An 18191-nucleotide genomic window follows, 5' to 3' on the forward strand; every position below is an offset into this window, starting at 1 on the left:
GTAGGTGCCTCCGGCCGGCTTGGCCGGAATCGAGGGGCGGCGGCGATGTCATCGGGTCACTTCGAAGGTGCCGTGGGCGCCGCGTTCGGCGTCGACCATGACGTGCGACACGAACGGGTAGGTTCCGGGCTCGGGGAAGGTGAGCTCGACGAAGCCACCCTGGGCAGGCCCCAGGCTGAGTGCCTGCGCACCTCCGTCGCCGTCATCGCGCCGGTCCAGCAGGTAGTCGCCTTCGGCGTACGTGGTGTCGAACTGGCCGCCGACCACATGGAACGAGATCGGCCGGTTGGGGCCAGCGTCCAAGACCCACACCCTGACCCGCTCCCCGACCTGGGCGCTCAGGGGTGCGTGGTCGTACTGGTTGGCGAAGCCGTTGAACACGACCAGGTCAGGTTCCTCGGCCGCGAGCTTGGCAACATCGACCTCCCCGCCTTGGTCGCCGAGGTAGAGCTCGGACTGCACCAGCAAGTAGCTGCGATCGACACGCGGCAGGTCCCGTGGCTCGATCACGACCGCGCCGAAGAGACCGTTGGCGATGTGTGCCGACATTGGCATCGTCGAGCAGTGGTACATCCACACCCCCGCGCGGGTGGCCCGGAACCGGTAGGTCAGGGACCCACCGGGTGCGATGGTGCGCATCGGACGCTGCGGGGCGAGTGCGCCGGCGTGGAAGTCGATCGAGTGACCGACCGACCCGTCATTGGTCAGGGTGATCTCGAACCAGTCGCCAACCCGCCCGTGCAGCACCGGGCCGGGGGAGGTCCCGTCGTAGGTCCACAGACGTTGGGTGACCCCCGGCGCCACCTCGACCTCGACGTCGCGGACCACGAACGTGCGCCGGTGTACCCGGCTCTTCGACAATGCCGGCAACGCGGCGTCGCGTGCCGCCCAGCCCGGTGACGGATCGGCCATCAAGTCCAGTTTCTCCGTGGCCGGCGTGGGCTGCGCTTCCGGGTCGTCGTCTGGCGCAGGGGAATCGTCGTCGCTGTGCATACCGCCGGGACCGTGCTGGCCGGAGGCGTGACCCTCGGACGTCGCCGCCGGCGCGGAGGGTGCGGTGCCGGAGACATGGACGGTGAGGACCATGCCCATCTGCTGGTGACCGATGACGGAGCACCATCCGTCGAGGTCGCGACCGACCACGCCGACGTCAACGCGTTTGGTCTGGCCGGGGGAGAGCCGACCGCTGTTTGCGCCGCTGTCGAGGACCAGGTCGTGGACGTCCTCGTCGTCGGTGTTGGTCAGCACGACCACCAGTCGGTTGCCGGCCGGGACCGAGATGGTGTCGGGGGTGAAGCGCATGTCGCGGGCCTCGACCTTCACGGTTGTGGTCTCGCCGGTGGCGGCGGCACCGGCCGCGGCGGAGACGGCGTCCCCGGCGCCAATGGCGGCCGGGTCGACCGCCACGCCCACGGCGACGGCTATCGCCACGGCGGCGAGTCCGGTCGCAGCGAGGCCTGACCTCTGGCCGCTCGGCCGACCCTGAGGCACTCGAGAGCCAGCCCCGGCAGAAGCCGGGTCGACCTTCGCGCGGCGAGATGCCTTCACGGCCAGGAGCAGCAGCGGCAGCGTGGAGGCCAGCGCACCCAGGACGAGGATCGAGGCGAGCACCCGGACGGTGCTGGGCACCGGAAGGGCGCAGAGAAGCAGGCCGGCGTTGGTCATCACCAGCCGTAGGGGTGCGCCCCGGTCGAGGACGGCGTTGGCGGCCCGGACGGGCGTCGGGCCTCCGCCGAGGGCGACCGGGACAAGGTAGGAGAGGGCGCCGAGCAGTACCTGGGCTGCGAAGCCCGCGGCCAGGAATGGCGTCGCCCAGTCGAACACCTCATCGACGCGCTGCCAGGAGGAGGCGGCACCGATGCCCACCGCGAGGGTGACCATGGTCCCTAGCAGCCAGGTCAGCCCGGCCAGGACCGACCAGGCCGGGAACGCGGTCGGCGGCTTGCGGCGCAGCGCGTCGACGAACGCGGGTGCGGTCAGGAGCAACCCGGTGAGGTATCCGGCGATCCCGAGCGCGATGACCGCACGCTGGCCGAGGGCGGCACCACCAGCGGTGAGGAGCACCGAGCCCACCAGCACGGGGAGCGCTCGCGACGATGCCCGCTCGGCGCCCTCGGCGATCCGGGTGCGCAGCATGGTCGGCCACAAGGTGATCAGCGTGCCCACCACGGTGAGGCCGACCCAGCCAAGCAGGTTCACCGCCGCGTGCGCGACGACCAGCCGAGTGTGCCAGGGGTCGTCGAAGCCGCGAGCGAGTGCGGTGCCGAGGCCGGCGCCGACCGGCAGGGAGCACGCGGCCGCCACGTAGTACCGCACCGAGGGCCCGAACCTGGCAGGCAGCGCGGCACGCAGCTGGCGCAGGATCGTCCAGCCGTGCCAGAGGGCCGCGGAGCCGACGGCGGACGCACCAAGCAAGGTGAGCGGCCACACACCCGAGGGGACGCCAGCCACCACGAGGATCACGCCGCCGTTGAGCAGCATCAGCCGACGGTTCTGGCCGCGGCGGTCGTCGTCCGCGGAGTGCAGCAGGGCGTCGGTGAAGTATCTGCTCCAGACGAGGATGGCGTGGCTGACCGCGCCGAGCATGAGCAGGTGGATCATCAGCCAGCGCGGCGCGGGCACGAACGGGTGCACGACTGCGACCACCACGGTGGCCGCCAACCAGGCCAGCACCGGCAGGTCGCGCAGTGGCCAGAAGCCACGGCTGCCCCGCTTGGTCACCACGGCCTGCTCATGACCGCTGCTCCCGCCGGGCTCCGTCCGCCGCGGACCGTGCATCCGATAGCGACGGCGAGGAACGACAGCACGGCCACGATGTTGAGGACCCCCCCGGTGACCCAGGCGCCGTGGCTGCCAAGGGCGTCGCCCACCCAGAGCCGCAACACCAGCGAGGCGTGCAGAAGCGTGGCTGGCACGATCAGTGCCGGGTGGTAGGGCAGCGGCCGGCGCAGCACCGCGGGGAGGATCACCGGGGCGTGGGCCATGACCATCGACAGCGTGAACCCAAGGAACACCGCGTGCAGGACGGCGTCGTAGCGCACGCCCTCCAGGGCCGGACCGCCGAGCAGCCAAATGGCGCCGGCGACGCCCAGCCAGCAGTACCCGGCCAGCATGCAGCCGGCCATGTAACGGGTCAGGCCCGCAGTGTGGATGGTGCGTCGAGCGACGTCGTGAGCGGCGAGCCAGCCGGTCAGGGCGATCAGTCCGGCCCCGAGCAGGGCCGTGCCCGGACGCGGCCACAGCAACGCCGCCATCACCGCGGTCACCAGCCCGGAAGCGAGGAGCACCAGCATGCTGCCCGCCCAGGGGCCCATCGCGATCCGGGCCAGCTCGAGCCGCTCACCGGCGATGGTCAGCACGACGAACCCGACCAGCCACGGTGCCAGGACCGGTAGAGCGGCGCCGCCCAGCCACAGCACCGCAGACCCGAGGGCGAGCACCGCCCCGAGGGCCTGGACCAGGACCGCGTCGTCGCGCTGACGACGCCACAGCGGCAGGTACAGACCGACCAGCGCGGCGGAGCCAGCTGCGAGCAGACCTTGCCCGACCACGAGCGGCGCTGGTGAAAGCAGCACCAGGGCGCCGAGGCCGAGCAGGGCGGGGGCGACGACGCCAAGGGAGCGCCGCAGCGCGACTGCACGCTCCAGGGCGATCAGGGTGCCCACGAAACCGAGGACCATCAGCATGCCGTGTACCACGGGCAGCCGGTCGATCTGCACCGGCGCGGGAAGATCGAGGAGCATCAGGGCGGCGTCCAGCCCGGCTAGCAGGGCGATCCCGGCGGAAGCCAGCAATGCCGCCCGGGTCACCAGCGAGGCCCGAACCCGGGGAGCGCTGGCGGCGCTTGGGAACCCGGGGGAACTACTTCTGCTGCGAGGGCGGCTGGTGGCGGTGCTCATCTGTTCCGTCGCATCAGGTGCAAGCGGCACGCGCCGGGCTCAGCGAACGGCAGCAGGTCGGTGCCCTCGGGGTCCGCGCCGTACTCCTCCAGCGCGCCCTGGGCGAGCCCGAGGTGCACGCCGCAGACGACATCGGGATACTTGTGGGCCGCCTCCAGCAGCGGGCAGCGGGTGAGCCGAACCACCGAGCTGCGGGCGTCGGCCTGCGGCCCGAAGCCGATCTCGTCGAGCAGGGAGACCACCTCACGCCTAGCCGCAACCGCACTCGGGGACGGTCCGCCGCCCCGCTCGCGTGCGAGCTCGTGCCCCCACTCCCGTCCGGCGGCGAGCGCGTCGTCGGACGGTGAGGTGCTAGTCGAATGGATCGACGCCGCCAGCGCCGCAGCGAGCCCCGCGTACTCATGGTCGGCGGCGGCGTCGCTGCCCGTGGCCTCGTACAGCCAGGCCGGACGGCCGCGGCCGTCCGGCTCCGCCGGATAGCGGTGGGCGAGACCCTGGCGCACCAGTGCGTCGAGGTGTTCGCGGACCGTGTTGGCATGCAGCCTGGAGATGGCGACGAGCGCCGCGAGCGTCGTGGGCTCGGTTTGGGACCGCAGCGTCTCCAAGAGCGCGGCCCGCGACCTGGACAGCGGCGCACGCTCTCGTCCAGCGCCAGGTCGGGGTCCGTAGCCCGGTGCCGGTCTCGACGGGAGAGGCCCATTATTTTCCACGGAGTGCAGTGTAATAAAATTATGTCGAGGTTGCCAAACCAGGCCACTGAAGGAGACACGAACATGTCCGAACTCGTCATCGCCTCGAGCGAGGCCGACGCCCACGCCGCCGAGGCGATCAAGCAACACCACGCCGCCCTGGCCGGCGCCCTGAGCCTGCGCACCGAGGCGCTGTTGACGGCCGCCACCCGATGCGATGCCTCCGCGGCCGAAGAGGCTCGCCGGGACCTGGTGGACTGGGGCCGGCACGAACTGATGCCCCATGCCCTGGCCGAGGAGCAGGCGATGTACCCGGCCGCGCACGCGACGGTCGAGGGGCACCTGCTGGTCGAGGCGATGCTCGGTGAGCACCAGGTCCTCTCTGGGCTGTTGCGCGAGGTAGCCGACTCGGACGACCTGTTGCGTGCCGCCGCGACGGCCACGGCGCTGCGTGCGGTCTTCGACTCCCACCTGACCAAGGAGAACGACCTGGTGGTACCGCTGCTGGCCGCGACCCCCGAGGTCTCGCTGCATGACCTGCTCGGTGGCATGCATCAACTCCTCGGCGATGCGGCAGAGACCTCGAGCACTGATGCGCTCGACCTCGACAGCGGCTGCGGTGGCCACACCTGCTCGTGCGGTGAGGTCGACGGCCCCGGGTACCCCGAACTCGATGTGCGGCCCGTCCCGCATGCGATCCGGCACGCAACGATCTTCGGGGCATTGGAGTCGGTCCAGCCGGGCAACGGCCTGACGCTGATCGCTCCCCACGACCCACTCCCGCTGTTGGACCAGGTGAACCAGCGCTGGCCAGGGATCTTCTCAGTGGCCTATACCGAACGGGGCCCTGAGGCATGGCGGCTCAACCTGGTTCGTGCCAATGCATGAGAGTGTCCCTGGCGGCATTGAGAACAACATCGACCATGGTGGAGATCGAGACGATCTCGGGAGGACGACGACGATGACAACACCCGCCCATGCCGACCGTGTCCGCGAGGGCGTTGGTTCGCCGTGGCTGATGCTCGCGATGGCCACTCTGGGCTTTGCGGTCAACTTCTGGGCCTGGGCGCTGATCAGCCCGCTCGGACCATTGTTCCGCGACACCGGCGCCCTCGGCTCGCTCAGCGAGTCCGACGTGGCCCTGTTGGTCGCGGTGCCTGTGATCGTGGGCTCGCTGGGCCGGATCGTGGTTGGCGCGCTGACCGACCGGCTCGGCGGCCGGGTGATGTTCCCGATCATCTCGGGCGTGACGATCGTTCCCATCCTGTTCATCGCCTTTTTCGCGCTCGACTCCTACGCGCTGCTGTTGGTGGGCGGATTCTTCCTGGGCATAGCCGGCACCGCGTTCGCAGTCGGAGTGCCGTTCGTGAACTCCTGGTTTCCCCCTGAGCGCCGGGGCCTGGCGATCGGAATCTTCGGCGCCGGCATGGGCGGCACCGCGATCAGCGCCTTGACCACGGTCAAGCTGTTCAACAACGTGAGTTCCAAGGCGCCGTTCTTGATCACCGCGGGCGTCTTGGCCCTCTACGCGGTCGCCGCATGGCTGGTCCTGCGCGACGCACCCGGCCGAACCACCCCCACCACCTCGCTGGCCAGCCGACTCGCGGCCAACGCCAAGCTGCCCATCTCCTGGCAGGCCTGCGTGCTGTACGCCGTCGCCTTCGGCGGGTACGTCGCGTTCTCGGTGTACCTGCCCGCCTACCTCAAGACCGCCCATGGGCTGACACCGGCAGACGCCGCGAACCGGATGGCCGGCTTCGTCGTGGTCGCCGTGATCATGCGCCCGGTCGGCGGCTGGCTCTCCGACCGGTTCGGCTCCATCCCGGTGCTCGCGACCGGCTACGGCGTGGTGGTCGTCTGTGCCGCGGTCTCGGCCGGCACGCCGCCGCTCGACGGTGTCGGCACGGTGGTCTTCCTCGCCATGGCCGCGGCGCTGGGCAGCGGAAGCGGGGCGACGTTCGCTCTGATCGCCCAGGTGACCGACCCGTCGCGGGTCGGCGGCGTGACCGGACTGGTGGGCGCCGCAGGCGGTCTCGGCGGCTTCGTGCCGCCGCTGCTCATGGGCTACGTCTATGGCCGCACCGACTCCTACGCGATCGGCCTCTGGCTGCTCTCGATCACCGCGGCACTGACTTTGGTCCTGACCCTGACGCTCGTCCGACGCACAGCACGCACCCACGGAGCCACCAACGAGCACACAGTCCCAGCGACGCCTGCACCTCAGTGACGACGCACAGAACCACGACAGAATCAGCAGCCCCCACCGTAAGGACGAGACGTGAGCAATGAGACCCACCCCGACGCTCGGAACGGTCGCGAGATCGGTATGGACGGAGGGCTCAGTGATGCGCTGGTACGCAGCCGACGCTACTTCACCAGGGGGACGGTCTCCGACGACCTACGAGCGCTGGTCAAGACCGGCGGCCGGGACGCGGACTCGTTCTACCGGGACCGCTGGAGCCACGACAAGGTCGTGCGTTCGACCCACGGCGTGAACTGCACGGGGTCGTGCTCGTGGAAGGTCTACGTCAAGGACGGGATCATCACCTGGGAGACCCAGCAGACCGACTACCCCTCGGTCGGGCCGGACTCCCCGGAGTACGAGCCCCGTGGTTGTCCCCGTGGTGCGGCGTTCTCCTGGTACACCTATTCGCCCACGCGGGTGCGCTACCCCTACGTCCGCGGCGTGCTGCTCCAGATGTACCGCGAGGCCAAGTCCCAGCACGGCGGCGACCCCGTCAAGGCCTGGGCGCACATCGTCGATAACCCCCAGCGCGCCAAGGCCTACAAGTCCGCCCGCGGCAAGGGCGGCCTGGTCCGGGCCACCTGGGACGAGGCCACCGAGATGGTCGCCGCCGCCTACGTGCACACGATCCAGAAGTGGGGCCCCGACCGGGTCGCCGGCTTCTCGCCGATCCCGGCGATGTCGATGGTCTCGCACGCCTCCGGCGCGCGGTTCACGTCATTGGTCGGCGGGTCGATGCTGAGCTTCTACGACTGGTATGCCGACCTGCCGGTGGCCTCTCCTCAGGTCTTCGGTGACCAGACGGACGTCCCGGAGTCTGGAGACTGGTGGGACGCGGGTTATCTGATCATGTGGGGCTCCAACGTCCCGGTCACCCGCACGCCCGACGCGCACTGGATGGCCGAGGCCCGCTACCGCGGCCAGAAGGTCGTCGTGGTCGCGCCTGACTACGCCGACAACGTGAAGTTCGCCGACGAGTGGCTGGCCATCGCCCCCGGCACCGACGGCGCCCTGGCGATGTCGATGGGCCACGTCATCCTCAAGGAGTTCTTTGTCGACCGGCAGACGCCCTACTTCACCGACTACACGAAGAAGTTCACCGACCTGCCCTACCTCGTCTCCCTCGACGAAGTGGCCGACGCGGCGGGCACCTACCGGGCTGGCAAGTTCCTTACCGCCGCCGACCTGCCCGCGCACGCCGCCGAGGAGAACGCGCATTTCAAGACCGTCCTCCTCGACGCCCGGACCAACCAGCCGGTGGTGCCCAACGGCTCTCTCGGCGACCGCTACGGAGATGCCGGCGTCGGCAAGTGGAACCTCGACCTCGGAGACGTCGACCCGCGGCTGAGCGTGCTGGAGCCCGGCTGCGAGACCGTCTCGCTCGAGTTGCCGCGCTTCGACGACGTCGACGGGACACCTGGCTCGCTGCCACGTGACGTCCCGGTGCGCCGCATCGGCGACCGCCTGGTCACCACCGTCTTCGACCTGATGCTCGCCCAGTACGGCGTGGGCCGCGACGGCCTCGCCGGCTACGCCACGTCCTACGACGACGCGACGGCGCCCTACACGCCCGCGTGGCAGGAGTCGATCACCAACGTCCCCGCCTCGGCCGCCGCTCGGATCGCCCGCGAGTTCGCACAGAACGCCGAGGACTCCAAGGGTCGCTCGATGATCCTGATGGGCGCCGGCACCAACCACTGGTTCCACTCCGACACGATCTACCGCGGCTTCCTCGGGCTGACCACGCTCACCGGCTGCCAGGGCGTCAACGGCGGCGGCTGGGCGCACTACGTCGGCCAGGAGAAGTGCCGCCCGGTGACCGGCTGGGCCCAACTCGCCTTCGGCCTCGACTGGAACCGTCCGCCGCGGCAGATGATCCACACCGCCTACTGGTACCTCCACACCGACCAGTTCCGCTACGACACCTTCGGCGCCGACACCGTCGCCGCCAAGACCGGCAGCGGACTGCTGGCCGGGATGAGCACCGCCGACGTGATCGCCAAGAGCGCGCGCATGGGCTGGATGCCGTCCTACCCGACGTTCAACCGCAACCCGCTCGACGTCGCCGACGAGGCGGCCGCAGCCGAGCGGCCGGTCGCCGAGCATGTCGTCGACCAGCTCAAGTCCGGCGACCTGCGGTTCGCCGCCGAAGACCCGGACTCGCCCGAGAACTTCCCGAGGGTGCTCGCGATCTGGCGAGCCAACCTGCTCGGTTCGTCGGGCAAGGGCAACGAGTACTTCCTCAAGCACCTCCTCGGCACCGACAGCTCACTGCGAGCCGGCGAGGCCTCGGAGGGCCAGCGGCCGCAGGAGGTGGAGTGGCACGACGGCGCTCCTGAGGGCAAGCTCGACCTGCTGCTCACCCTCGACTTCCGCCAGACCAGCACGACGATCTTCAGCGACGTCGTGCTGCCGGCGGCCACGTGGTACGAGAAGCACGACCTCAACACCACCGACATGCACCCGTTCATCCACTCGTTCAACCCCGCGATCGCGCCGCCTTGGCAGACCCGCACCGACTGGGACGCCTGGCAGACGATCGCGACCAAGTTCAGCGAGCTCGCGGCCGGGCGCCTCGACACTCGCACGGACGTCGTCGCGGTCCCGCTGCTGCACGACACCCCTGACGCGATGGCCAACCCGCACGGCGTGGTACGCGACTGGAAGCACGGCGAGTGCGAGCCGATTCCTGGCGTCACGATGCCCAAGATCGTCGAGGTCGAGCGCGACTACACCGCGGTCGGCGACAAGATGCAGGCCCTCGGGCCGCTGCTCGAGAAGCTCGGCACCACCACCAAGGGCGTCACCTACGACGTCACGAAATCGGTCGACTACCTGCTCCACAAGAACGGAGCCGTCCGCGGTGGCGCGGCCGACGGTCGTCCCTCCCTGGTCAAGGATGTGCACGCCTGCGAGGCGATCCTGGCCCTGTCGGGAACCACCAACGGCCACCTGGCCACCCAGGGCTTCAAGACCCTGGAGAAGCGCACCGGCCACCTGCTGCACGACCTGGCCGCCGAGCACGAGGGCAAGCAGATCACCTTCGCCGACACGGTCGCCGCGCCGGTGCCGGTGATCACCTCACCGGAGTGGTCCGGGTCGGAGACCGGCGGGCGGCGCTACTCGCCGTTCACGATCAACGTCGAGCGCCTCAAGCCATGGCACACGCTGACCGGGCGCCAGCACTTCTACCTCGACCACGACTGGATGACCGAGCTCGGCGAGGGCCTGCCGGTCTACCGGCCACCGCTCAACATGGGTGCGCTGTTCAGCGAGCCGGAGATCGGCGACGTCGGCGAGCTGGGGGTCACGGTCCGTTACCTGACACCGCACAACAAGTGGTCGATCCACTCGGAGTACCAGGACAACCTGTTCATGCTTTCGCTCTCCCGCGGTGGCCAGACGATCTGGATGAGCGATCAGGACGCCGCCAAGGTCGGCGTCGTCGACAACGACTGGATCGAGGCGGTCAACCGTAACGGCGTCGTCGTCGCCCGCGCGATCGTCTCCCACCGCATGCCCGAAGGGACCGTCTACATGCACCACGCCCAGGACCGGTTGATCGACGTACCCATCGCGGAAACGTCGGGGAAGCGGGGCGGCGTCCACAACTCGCTGACCCGGATCCTGGTCAAGCCCAGCCACGTCATTGGTGGCTACGCCCAGCTGGCATTCGCGTTCAACTACCTCGGCCCCACAGGCAACCAGCGCGACGAGGTCACTGTCATCCGCAAGCGCAACCAGGAGGTGACCTACTGATGAAGGTCATGGCGCAGATGGCGATGGTGATGAACCTCGACAAGTGCATCGGCTGCCACACCTGCTCGGTCACGTGCAAGCAGGCGTGGACCAACCGCACCGGCACCGAGTACGTCTGGTTCAACAACGTCGAGACCCGGCCCGGGCAGGGCTATCCCCGCACCTACGAGGACCAGGAGCGGTGGAAGGGCGGCTGGGAGCTCAACAAGCGCGGCCGGCTCAAGCTGAAGGCCGGCGGGCGGTTCAAGAAGCTCGCCACGATCTTCTCCAACCCGAAGATGCCCTCGATCCAGGACTACTACGAGCCCTGGACCTACGACTACGCCACGCTGACCGACGCCCCGGCCCAGGAGCACACACCGGTCGCCCGGCCCAAGTCCCTGCTCACCGGCAAGGACATGAAGATCACCTGGTCGTCGAACTGGGACGACAACCTCGGCGGCTCCGCGGCCACGCTCGAGCACGACCCGATGCTCAAGAAGATCGCCGACAAGGTGAAGTTCGAGTTCGAGCAGACCTTCATGTTCTACCTGCCACGGATCTGCGAGCACTGCCTCAACCCCTCGTGCGCCGCGTCCTGCCCCAGCGGAGCGATCTACAAACGAGAGGAGGACGGCATCGTCCTCGTCGACCAGGACCGCTGCCGCGGCTGGCGCATGTGCATCTCCGGCTGCCCGTACAAGAAGATCTACTTCAACCACAAGACCGGCAAGGCCGAGAAGTGCACGTTCTGCTTCCCGCGGATCGAGGTCGGCCTGCCCACCGTCTGCGCCGAGACCTGCGTCGGTCGGCTGCGCTACATCGGCCTGATGCTCTACGACGCCGACAAGGTGCTCGAGGCAGCGACCACGACCGACGAGCACGGGCTCTACGAGGCTCAGCGCGAGGTCTTCCTCGATCCCAACGACCCCGAGGTCCAGCGGGAGGCCGAGAGGGCCGGGATCCCGCGGGACTGGGTGCAGGCCGCCCAGCGGTCGCCGATCTACGCGCTGATCAGCCGGTTCAAGGTGGCACTGCCGCTGCACCCGGAGTACCGCACGATGCCGATGGTCTGGTACATCCCACCGCTCTCGCCGGTCGTCGACGTGGTCAAGGACACCGGCTACGACGCCGAGGACAAAGGCAACCTGTTCGCCGCCATCGACGCGCTCCGGATCCCGATCGAGTACCTCGCCGAGCTCTTCACCGCCGGCGACGTCGCTCCCGTCGACGGGGTGCTGAAGAAGCTGGCCGCCATGCGCTCCTACATGCGTGACATCAACATGGGTCGCGAGTCCGACGCCTCGATCCCGGCGGCCGTCGGGATGACCGAGGAGGAGATGTACGACATGTACCGCCTACTCGCCATCGCCAAGTACGACGAGCGCTACGTGATCCCCCCGGCGCACGCCGAGCAGGCGCACTCCCTGGAGGAGTTGGGCACCGAGTGCTCGGTCTCCCAGTACGGCGGCGGACAGCAGGGCCTCTTCGGTGAGGGCTCAGGCTCCCCGGTGCCGATCGCCGTGGAGAACTTCCAGATGCTCCAGGACCGGCAGACCGCCGACACGGTCGCCTCGCCGGCCGACAAGACCGCCCGGGTGAACCTGCTCAACTGGGACGGCAAGGGCGCACCCAGCGGCCTGTTCCCGCCCGGACCCGACGGACCGGGGCCTGACCCGGACACCTCGCCGCCGGACACGGGAAGTGACGGGGCAACGGGTCCCGGCGGCAGTGCTGGTCTCACCGGAGGGGCTGACCACCGATGAGAACCCGCAGTCGAACCGGGCTAGGCCCCCGAGAGCAAACCGTCGCCTGGCAGGCGACGTCCCTGCTGCTCGGCTACCCCGACGAAGAGCTCCTTGGCCGGCTCGACCTGGTCCGAGGGGCCTCGCACGAGCTTCCCGACCGGGTGGGGGAGCCGCTGCGGGCCTGCGTCACCAGCCTCGAAGGGGTGCCGCTGACCGAGCTGGAGAGCGACTACGTCGAGACCTTCGACACCCGGCGTCGGCACAACCTGTTCCTCACCTACTTCGCCCACGGCGACACTCGCAAGCGCGGGATGGCGTTGCTCCGGTTCAAGCAGACCTATCTCGCATCCGGCTTCGAACTGACCGACACCGAGCTGCCCGACCACCTGTGCGTCGTGCTGGAGTACGCCGCCACCATCGACCACGAGCAGGGTCGCCAGCTGCTGCTCGACCACCGGGCCGGTCTCGAGCTGCTGCGCATCGCGCTCGGCGATTCCGGCTCTCGCTGGGCCGGCGCCGTCGAGGCGGTCACCGCCACGCTGCCGCCGCTGCAGGGCGACGAGTGGGACGCCGTACGACGGCTCGCGGCCGAGGGGCCGCCCGACGAGGAGGTCGGCCTCACGCCGTACGAGACTCCCGCCTTCGATCCGGGCCCGGCCCGACCCGACGGACCGGTCTCGCTGCCGATGCCGGCCTTCCGCGCACCGACCACCCGAGGAGCACGCTGATGGATGTCTTCCTGTGGGTGATCGTGCCCTACCTGTGCCTTGCGACGTTCGTGGTCGGCCACTTCTGGCGCTACCGCTACGACAAGTTCGGCTGGACCACACGGTCCTCGCAGCTCTACGAGGACCGGCTGCTGCGCATCGGAAGCCCGCTGTTCCACTTCGGGATGCTCGGCGTCGTCGGCGGCCACGTCATCGGCCTGCTAGTGCCACGGTCGTGGACCGCCGCAGTCGGCATCGACGACCACCTCTACCACTACGTCGCCGTCGTCGGCGGCCTGATCGCCGGCGTCCTCGCTTTGGTCGGGATGGTCATCCTGATCTACCGCCGACGCACGGTGGGACCCGTCTTCTCCGCGACAACGGTGATGGACAAGGTGATGTACCTCTTCCTGGCCGTCGTGATCGCGCTGGGCATGTGGAACACGATCGCCGGATCCATCTTCACCATCGGCGGGGAGTACAACTACCGCGAGGGAGTCTCCGTCTGGTACCGCTCGTTCCTCGCGTTCCAGCCCGACGCCGAACTCATGGCCGAAGCGCCCATCGGCTTCCAGCTGCACGCCCTGACGGCCTTCGGACTGTTCGCGCTGTGGCCCTTCACCCGGCTGGTGCACGTGTTCAGCGCCCCGGTCGGGTACCTCACCCGCCCCTACATCGTTTACCGCACCCGAGACGACGCCACGCTCGGTAGCCATGCGCCCCGACGAGGCTGGGACCGGATCTCGAAATGAGTCGGCTGAGTGCCATCGGCCACCGCCCTGGCGAGCTTGAGCCCGAGGAGGCTGATTGGCCTTCGCGCCGCGTCCACCAGGCTGTTGACGTCATGATCAGCACCCCCAAGACGTTGCCTGCCCGAGCCTCGGTCGACGACGCCCGAGCCGTCATGGCCGACGACCATGTGCACATGGTGCTCTTGACCCACGGCGACAAGCTCTGTGGAACGTTGGTTCGCACGGACCTGCCCCCTGCAGGATCCGGCCACGAGCCCGCGCTCCGCTGGGCGGTTCTGCCTGGCCGAACCGTGCCCCCGGAAGCCCCAGCCGCTCTCGTTCAGGCGAGGCTGATCCGCCACAAGATGCGCCGACTGGCTGTGATCGATGCCGACCACACCCTCCTTGGCCTGGTTTGCCTCAAGCGCTCCCGGTCGGGCTTCTGCTCCGACGCCGGCGTCGCCGCACGAGCAAGTGCAACTGCCGCGCACACGATGATGGAGATCCACATGAACGACACCTCTCTGACCGCCCTCGCTGAGGAACACCTCGCTACCGCGCACGAGCACAGCGCCGGTCGCAGCGCGCACACCGTGTACGGCGGGCAGGGCCGCGCGCTGCGCCAAACCCTGATCGCGCTCGTCGCGGGTCGCCGTCTCGGCGAGCACGAGAGCCCGGGTGAGGCCACGCTGCAGGTACTTCGCGGCTCGGTCAGGCTGCACGCCGGTGAGGACACATGGGACGGCAGCGCGGGCGACCACCTCGTGATCCCGCCCGCGCGCCACGACTTGGAGGCCCTTGAAGATGCAGTGGTACTGCTGACCGTCGCCCTGCACGGCGTGCCGGGAAACTGACTCGGTCCGGAGGCAGACCAATGGGAGACCCGACAGAGATCGACACCGGCGAGAGCTGGGAGGACCAAAGGTCCAGCTACGACGCTCTCCGCGAGGATTGCCCGGTGGCTCGCGAGGACAACCGCTGGGTGGTGCTGCGCCACGCCGAGGTCGTCGCCGCTGCCACCGACCCTGGGACCTTCTCCAGCAGAGTCACCACCAGGCGTGCCATCCCCAACAGTCTCGACGGTCTCGAGCACGCCGCCTACCGCAGCGTCGTCGACCGCTACCTCACCGACGAGCGAGTTGCGGTCGAAGAAACCCAGTGCCGGCGTCACGCGGCCGCGATCATCGACGCCCTGCCTCGCGGAATCACAGTCAAGACCATCGCCAGCATCGGCATCCCTTACGCGGTGCGCTCACAGTCGACCTGGCTCGGCTGGCCCCGCGACCTGGAGGACCAGCTGGTCGCCTGGATCGGTGACAACCACGCCGCGACTCGATCAGGCAGCCGCGAGCGCATGCGGGATGTTGCTGAACGGTTCGACCACATCATCCGGCAACTTCTCGACGAGCGCCGGGGCAGGCCGGCCGCAGATGTCACCGGTGAGCTGCTGGAGGACTCGGTGGACGGTCGGCCGCTGACGGACGAAGAGATCGTCTCGATCTTGCGGAACTGGACAGCAGGCGACCTCGGATCATTGGCCACCTCGGTCGGTGTGATCGTTCACTTCCTGGCCGCCAGGCAGCAGGTCCAGCATGAGATGCGCACCCTCGTGGAAGCCGGCGCCGTAGCAGAGCTCACCGCCGCGGTCGAAGAAATTCTTCGCATCGACGACCCATTCGTGTCCAACCGCCGTGTCACGACCCGGACCACCGAACTGGGCGACACAACGATCGCGCGGGGTGAGCCGGTCCTGTTGAACTGGACTGCGGCGAACCGGGATCCCCGAGTGTTCGGCGACCCCGATCGATTCGACCCCACCCCTAACGCTGCCGCGAACCTTGTGTTCGGGACCGGGCCGCACGTGTGTCCCGGCCGAGCGTTGACACTCATGGAGCTTCGGGTGCTCCTAGAAGAACTTCTCGGCCGCACCGCCACGATCGAACTGGCGACGGATCGTCCCGCAGTGCGCGAGACCCCGCCCGTCGGTGGCTGGGCGCGGGTGCCCATCGTCCTCCGCTGAGCTGGGCGACCACTGACCGTCGCGGCAGGAGGCGAGTCACTGCGGAGGAGGGTGTGTGAGCGGCCAGTCCCGTGAGAGGGAAGACCACAGGTGGCCGGCGCGCCGCCCGGCTGCGCTCGCCGTCGGCGCTGGCTCCTGGTGGACGCCTCGGTCGACGCGCAGCGGTCCTTCACGGGGATGCCCGCCCCGCGCCCGTAGCCGCCGTCCGCCACGCTGCCAGCGGTCGGCGGCCTGCTGGGCGGCACCGTCCACGAACCGAAGTGGGATGGTTATCGGGCCAGCACGAGCGCACGAGCGCCGGGTGCCGCGTGTGGTCACGCAAGGGCGCCAACCTAGCGGCAGGGTTCCCCGAGATCGTCCAACCCGCCCTCGAGCAGCTGGAGCCGGGCACGATGATCGGCGGTGAACTCGTCGTGTGGCGGGACGGCCGACTCGACTTCGGGGCACTGGCCCCGCGGCTGGCATACCGCGACCGCCGCGGGCCGCGGGTGGACCTCCCACCTGCCTCCTTCCTGGCTTTCGACGTCTTGGCTGCAAGCGGCCTGGTCGCTAAGGGCGGAGGTTCGGTCTACAGGCACCTGTGTCCGACGGGGGCACCGGAGCGATCACGCAGACGCAAGTGATGTGGCAGCGAGCTGACGCGGGACTCGCGGTGGTGGTCGCCGAACCGGATTTGTCACAGACGAGCGGCCACCAACAGCAAACGCCACCGAGCGGCCAAAGGTCGCTCGGCGGCGTTTCTGCAGGTCAGCGGCTGTTCTTCGTGGTTGTTCGGCGTTGTTGAACGACCACAGCCAGAGGCCCGGTCAGATGTCGTAGTACAGCTCGAACTCGTGCGGGTGCGGACGCTGCTGGATTGGGGCGATCTCGTGCTCGCGCTTGAACTCGATCCACGTCTCGATCAGGTCCGGCGTGAAGACGTCGCCCTGGGTCAGGAACTCGTGGTCGGCCTCGAGCGAGTTGAGGACGGCGTCGAGCGACGTCGGGACCGACTCGATCTGGTTGTACTCGTCCGGCGGCAGCTCGTAGATGTTCTTGTCGACCGGCTCCGGCGGCTCGATCTTGTTCTTGATGCCGTCGATGCCGGCGAGCAGAAGCGCGGAGAACGCGAGGTACGGGTTCGCCGACGGGTCGGGGCAGCGGAACTCGATGCGCTTGGCCTTCGGGTTCGAGCCGGTGATCGGGATGCGGACACACGCCGAGCGGTTGCGCGAGCTGTAGACGAGGGCGATCGGCGCCTCGAAGCCCGGAACCAGACGGTGGTACGAGTTCACCGTGGGGTTGGTGAACGCGAGCAGCGACGGCGCGTGCTTGAGGATGCCGCCGATGTAGTGGCGCGCCATGTCGGACAGGCCGCCGTAGCCGGCCTCGTCGTAGAAGAGCGGCTCGCCGTCCTTCCAGATCGACTGGTGGCAGTGCATGCCCGAGCCGTTGTCGCCGAAGATCGGCTTCGGCATGAAGGTCGCCGTCTTGCCGGCGGCCCACGCGGTGTTGCGGATGATGTATTTGAACTTCATGACATCGTCCGCCGCCTTGAGCAGCGTGTCGAAGCGGTAGTTGATCTCCGCCTGACCGGCCGTACCGACCTCGTGGTGCGCGCGCTCGACCTGCAGCCCCGCGTCCTCGAGGTGGATGACCATGTCGTTGCGCAGGTCCGCGAAGTGGTCGGTGGGGGAGACGGGGAAGTAGCCGCCCTTGTAGCGGACCTTGTAGCCGCGGGCCTCCTCCTCAGCACCCGTGTTCCACGCGCCGGCGATCGAGTCGATCTCGTAGAAGCCGCGGTTGGCGCTGGTCTCGAAGCGCGCCTTGTCGAAGACGTAGAACTCCGCCTCCGGCGCGAAGAACGCCGTGTCACCGATGCCGGTGCTCGCGAGGTAGGCCTCGGCCTTGCGGGCGATGTTGCGCGGGTCGCGCGAGTACGCCTCGCCGGTCAGCGGGTCGTGGATGAAGAACTCGAGCGCGAGGGTCTTCTCCGGGCGGAACGGATCGATGTAGGCGGTCGACGGGTCCGGGAACAGCGCCATGTCGGACTCGTGGATCGCCTGGAAGCCGCGCACCGAGGAGCCGTCGAACATCAGGCCGTCTTCGAACACCGACTCGTCGAACGACGACACCGGCACCGTGAAGTGCTGCTGGATGCCGGGAAGATCGGTGAAGCGGACGTCGACGAACTTGACGCCCTCGTTCCTGATATAGGCCAAGAGCTCGTCGCGGTTAGAGAACATGAAGCCTCCTCGGCCGAGCGCACTGCACGCAGACCGGCCGTCGTATACGGGGGGTCGAACTGGGGCACATCGATGTGTCTCCCCGAACGTAGGCAGGGTCAGTTTCCCAGCCATGACCCGAATGTTTCACCCATGTTACGAAGTCCTCGGGGTGCTCCGAAACCCGGGATGCGGCGCCACGTACCCTGG

The 18191-nt window shown here is 68.9% G+C and carries 11 protein-coding genes and 2 pseudogenes; 9 read left to right on the forward strand and 4 right to left on the reverse strand.

Features of this window, described 5'->3' with window-relative positions; genetic code table 11:
• Window positions 1-48: 48 nt before the first annotated feature.
• The 3 genes from H4N58_RS07355 to H4N58_RS07365 all read right to left on the reverse strand — a co-directional run bounded on the left by H4N58_RS07355 (window position 49) and on the right by H4N58_RS07365 (window position 4504).
• A complete protein-coding gene (locus tag H4N58_RS07355; RefSeq protein ID WP_243843105.1) occupies window positions 49-2721 on the reverse strand; it encodes a multicopper oxidase domain-containing protein in 2673 nt (890 codons plus the stop codon).
• Entirely contained in the window at window positions 2718-3809 is a 1092-nt protein-coding gene (locus H4N58_RS07360; RefSeq protein ID WP_208322508.1) for a hypothetical protein, read from the reverse strand. Before H4N58_RS07360 ends, H4N58_RS07355 begins: the two co-directional genes overlap by 4 nt.
• Window positions 3810-3895: 86 nt before the next feature.
• Entirely contained in the window at window positions 3896-4504 is a 609-nt protein-coding gene (locus H4N58_RS07365) for a metalloregulator ArsR/SmtB family transcription factor (protein ID WP_243843106.1), read from the reverse strand.
• Between the two features lie 168 nt (window positions 4505-4672).
• Here H4N58_RS07365 and H4N58_RS20925 point away from each other — a divergent pair.
• The 9 genes and pseudogenes from H4N58_RS20925 to H4N58_RS07405 form a co-directional block, all read left to right on the forward strand.
• Window positions 4673-5083, forward strand: a pseudogene (locus H4N58_RS20925) (hemerythrin domain-containing protein); the annotation flags it as partial.
• A gap of 129 nt (window positions 5084-5212) precedes the next feature.
• Window positions 5213-5476 (forward strand): annotated as a pseudogene (locus H4N58_RS20930) (DUF2249 domain-containing protein); the annotation flags it as partial.
• A complete protein-coding gene (locus H4N58_RS07375) occupies window positions 5469-6815 on the forward strand; it encodes a NarK/NasA family nitrate transporter (RefSeq protein ID WP_255490705.1) in 1347 nt (448 codons plus the stop codon). The pseudogene H4N58_RS20930 and the gene H4N58_RS07375, both read left to right, overlap by 8 nt.
• A 99-nt stretch (window positions 6816-6914) precedes the next feature.
• The gene (locus H4N58_RS07380) at window positions 6915-10592 is read left to right on the forward strand and encodes a nitrate reductase subunit alpha (RefSeq protein WP_167252076.1); all 3678 of its coding nucleotides are present in this window, start codon (window positions 6915-6917) and stop codon (window positions 10590-10592) included.
• Complete coding sequence (narH, locus tag H4N58_RS07385; RefSeq protein ID WP_167008174.1) at window positions 10592-12337, forward strand: nitrate reductase subunit beta; 1746 nt, start codon at window positions 10592-10594, stop codon at window positions 12335-12337. Before H4N58_RS07380 ends, narH begins: the two co-directional genes overlap by 1 nt.
• Window positions 12334-13047 carry a nitrate reductase molybdenum cofactor assembly chaperone gene (narJ, locus tag H4N58_RS07390; protein WP_167008177.1) on the forward strand — a complete coding sequence of 238 codons (714 nt, stop codon included), beginning with the start codon at window positions 12334-12336 and terminating at the stop codon, window positions 13045-13047. Before narH ends, narJ begins: the two co-directional genes overlap by 4 nt.
• Window positions 13047-13778, forward strand: coding sequence for a respiratory nitrate reductase subunit gamma (gene narI, locus H4N58_RS07395; protein ID WP_167008180.1), 732 nt, complete (start codon window positions 13047-13049; stop codon window positions 13776-13778). Before narJ ends, narI begins: the two co-directional genes overlap by 1 nt.
• Before the next feature lie 92 nt (window positions 13779-13870).
• A complete protein-coding gene (locus H4N58_RS20610) occupies window positions 13871-14611 on the forward strand; it encodes a CBS domain-containing protein (RefSeq protein WP_243843107.1) in 741 nt (246 codons plus the stop codon).
• 104 nt (window positions 14612-14715) lie between these two features.
• Window positions 14716-15777 (forward strand): cytochrome P450, encoded by a 1062-nt coding sequence (locus H4N58_RS07405; RefSeq protein WP_243845180.1) that lies wholly within the window; start codon window positions 14716-14718, stop codon window positions 15775-15777.
• An 806-nt stretch (window positions 15778-16583) separates the two neighbouring features.
• Here the strand turns inward: H4N58_RS07405 and glnA are convergent.
• The gene (gene glnA, locus H4N58_RS07410; protein WP_167008186.1) at window positions 16584-18002 is read right to left on the reverse strand and encodes a type I glutamate--ammonia ligase; all 1419 of its coding nucleotides are present in this window, start codon (window positions 18000-18002) and stop codon (window positions 16584-16586) included.
• Window positions 18003-18191: the final 189 nt, after the last annotated feature.

The sequence above is a fragment of the Mumia sp. ZJ1417 genome (assembly GCF_014127285.1).
Lineage (GTDB): Bacteria > Actinomycetota > Actinomycetes > Propionibacteriales > Nocardioidaceae > Mumia.

What these genes read in the sequence shown, in the direction of transcription:
- H4N58_RS07375 (WP_255490705.1), top strand. Translation starts at nt 5,469, where the DNA reads ATGCATGAGAGTGTCCCTGGCGGCATTGAGAACAACATCGACCATGGT.
- H4N58_RS07380 (WP_167252076.1), top strand. Translation starts at nt 6,915, where the DNA reads ATGGACGGAGGGCTCAGTGATGCGCTGGTACGCAGCCGACGCTACTTC.
- narH (WP_167008174.1), top strand. Translation starts at nt 10,592, where the DNA reads ATGAAGGTCATGGCGCAGATGGCGATGGTGATGAACCTCGACAAGTGC.
- narJ (WP_167008177.1), top strand. Translation starts at nt 12,334, where the DNA reads ATGAGAACCCGCAGTCGAACCGGGCTAGGCCCCCGAGAGCAAACCGTC.
- narI (WP_167008180.1), top strand. Translation starts at nt 13,047, where the DNA reads ATGGATGTCTTCCTGTGGGTGATCGTGCCCTACCTGTGCCTTGCGACG.
- H4N58_RS20610 (WP_243843107.1), top strand. Translation starts at nt 13,871, where the DNA reads ATGATCAGCACCCCCAAGACGTTGCCTGCCCGAGCCTCGGTCGACGAC.
- glnA (WP_167008186.1), bottom strand. Translation starts at nt 18,002, where the DNA reads ATGTTCTCTAACCGCGACGAGCTCTTGGCCTATATCAGGAACGAGGGC.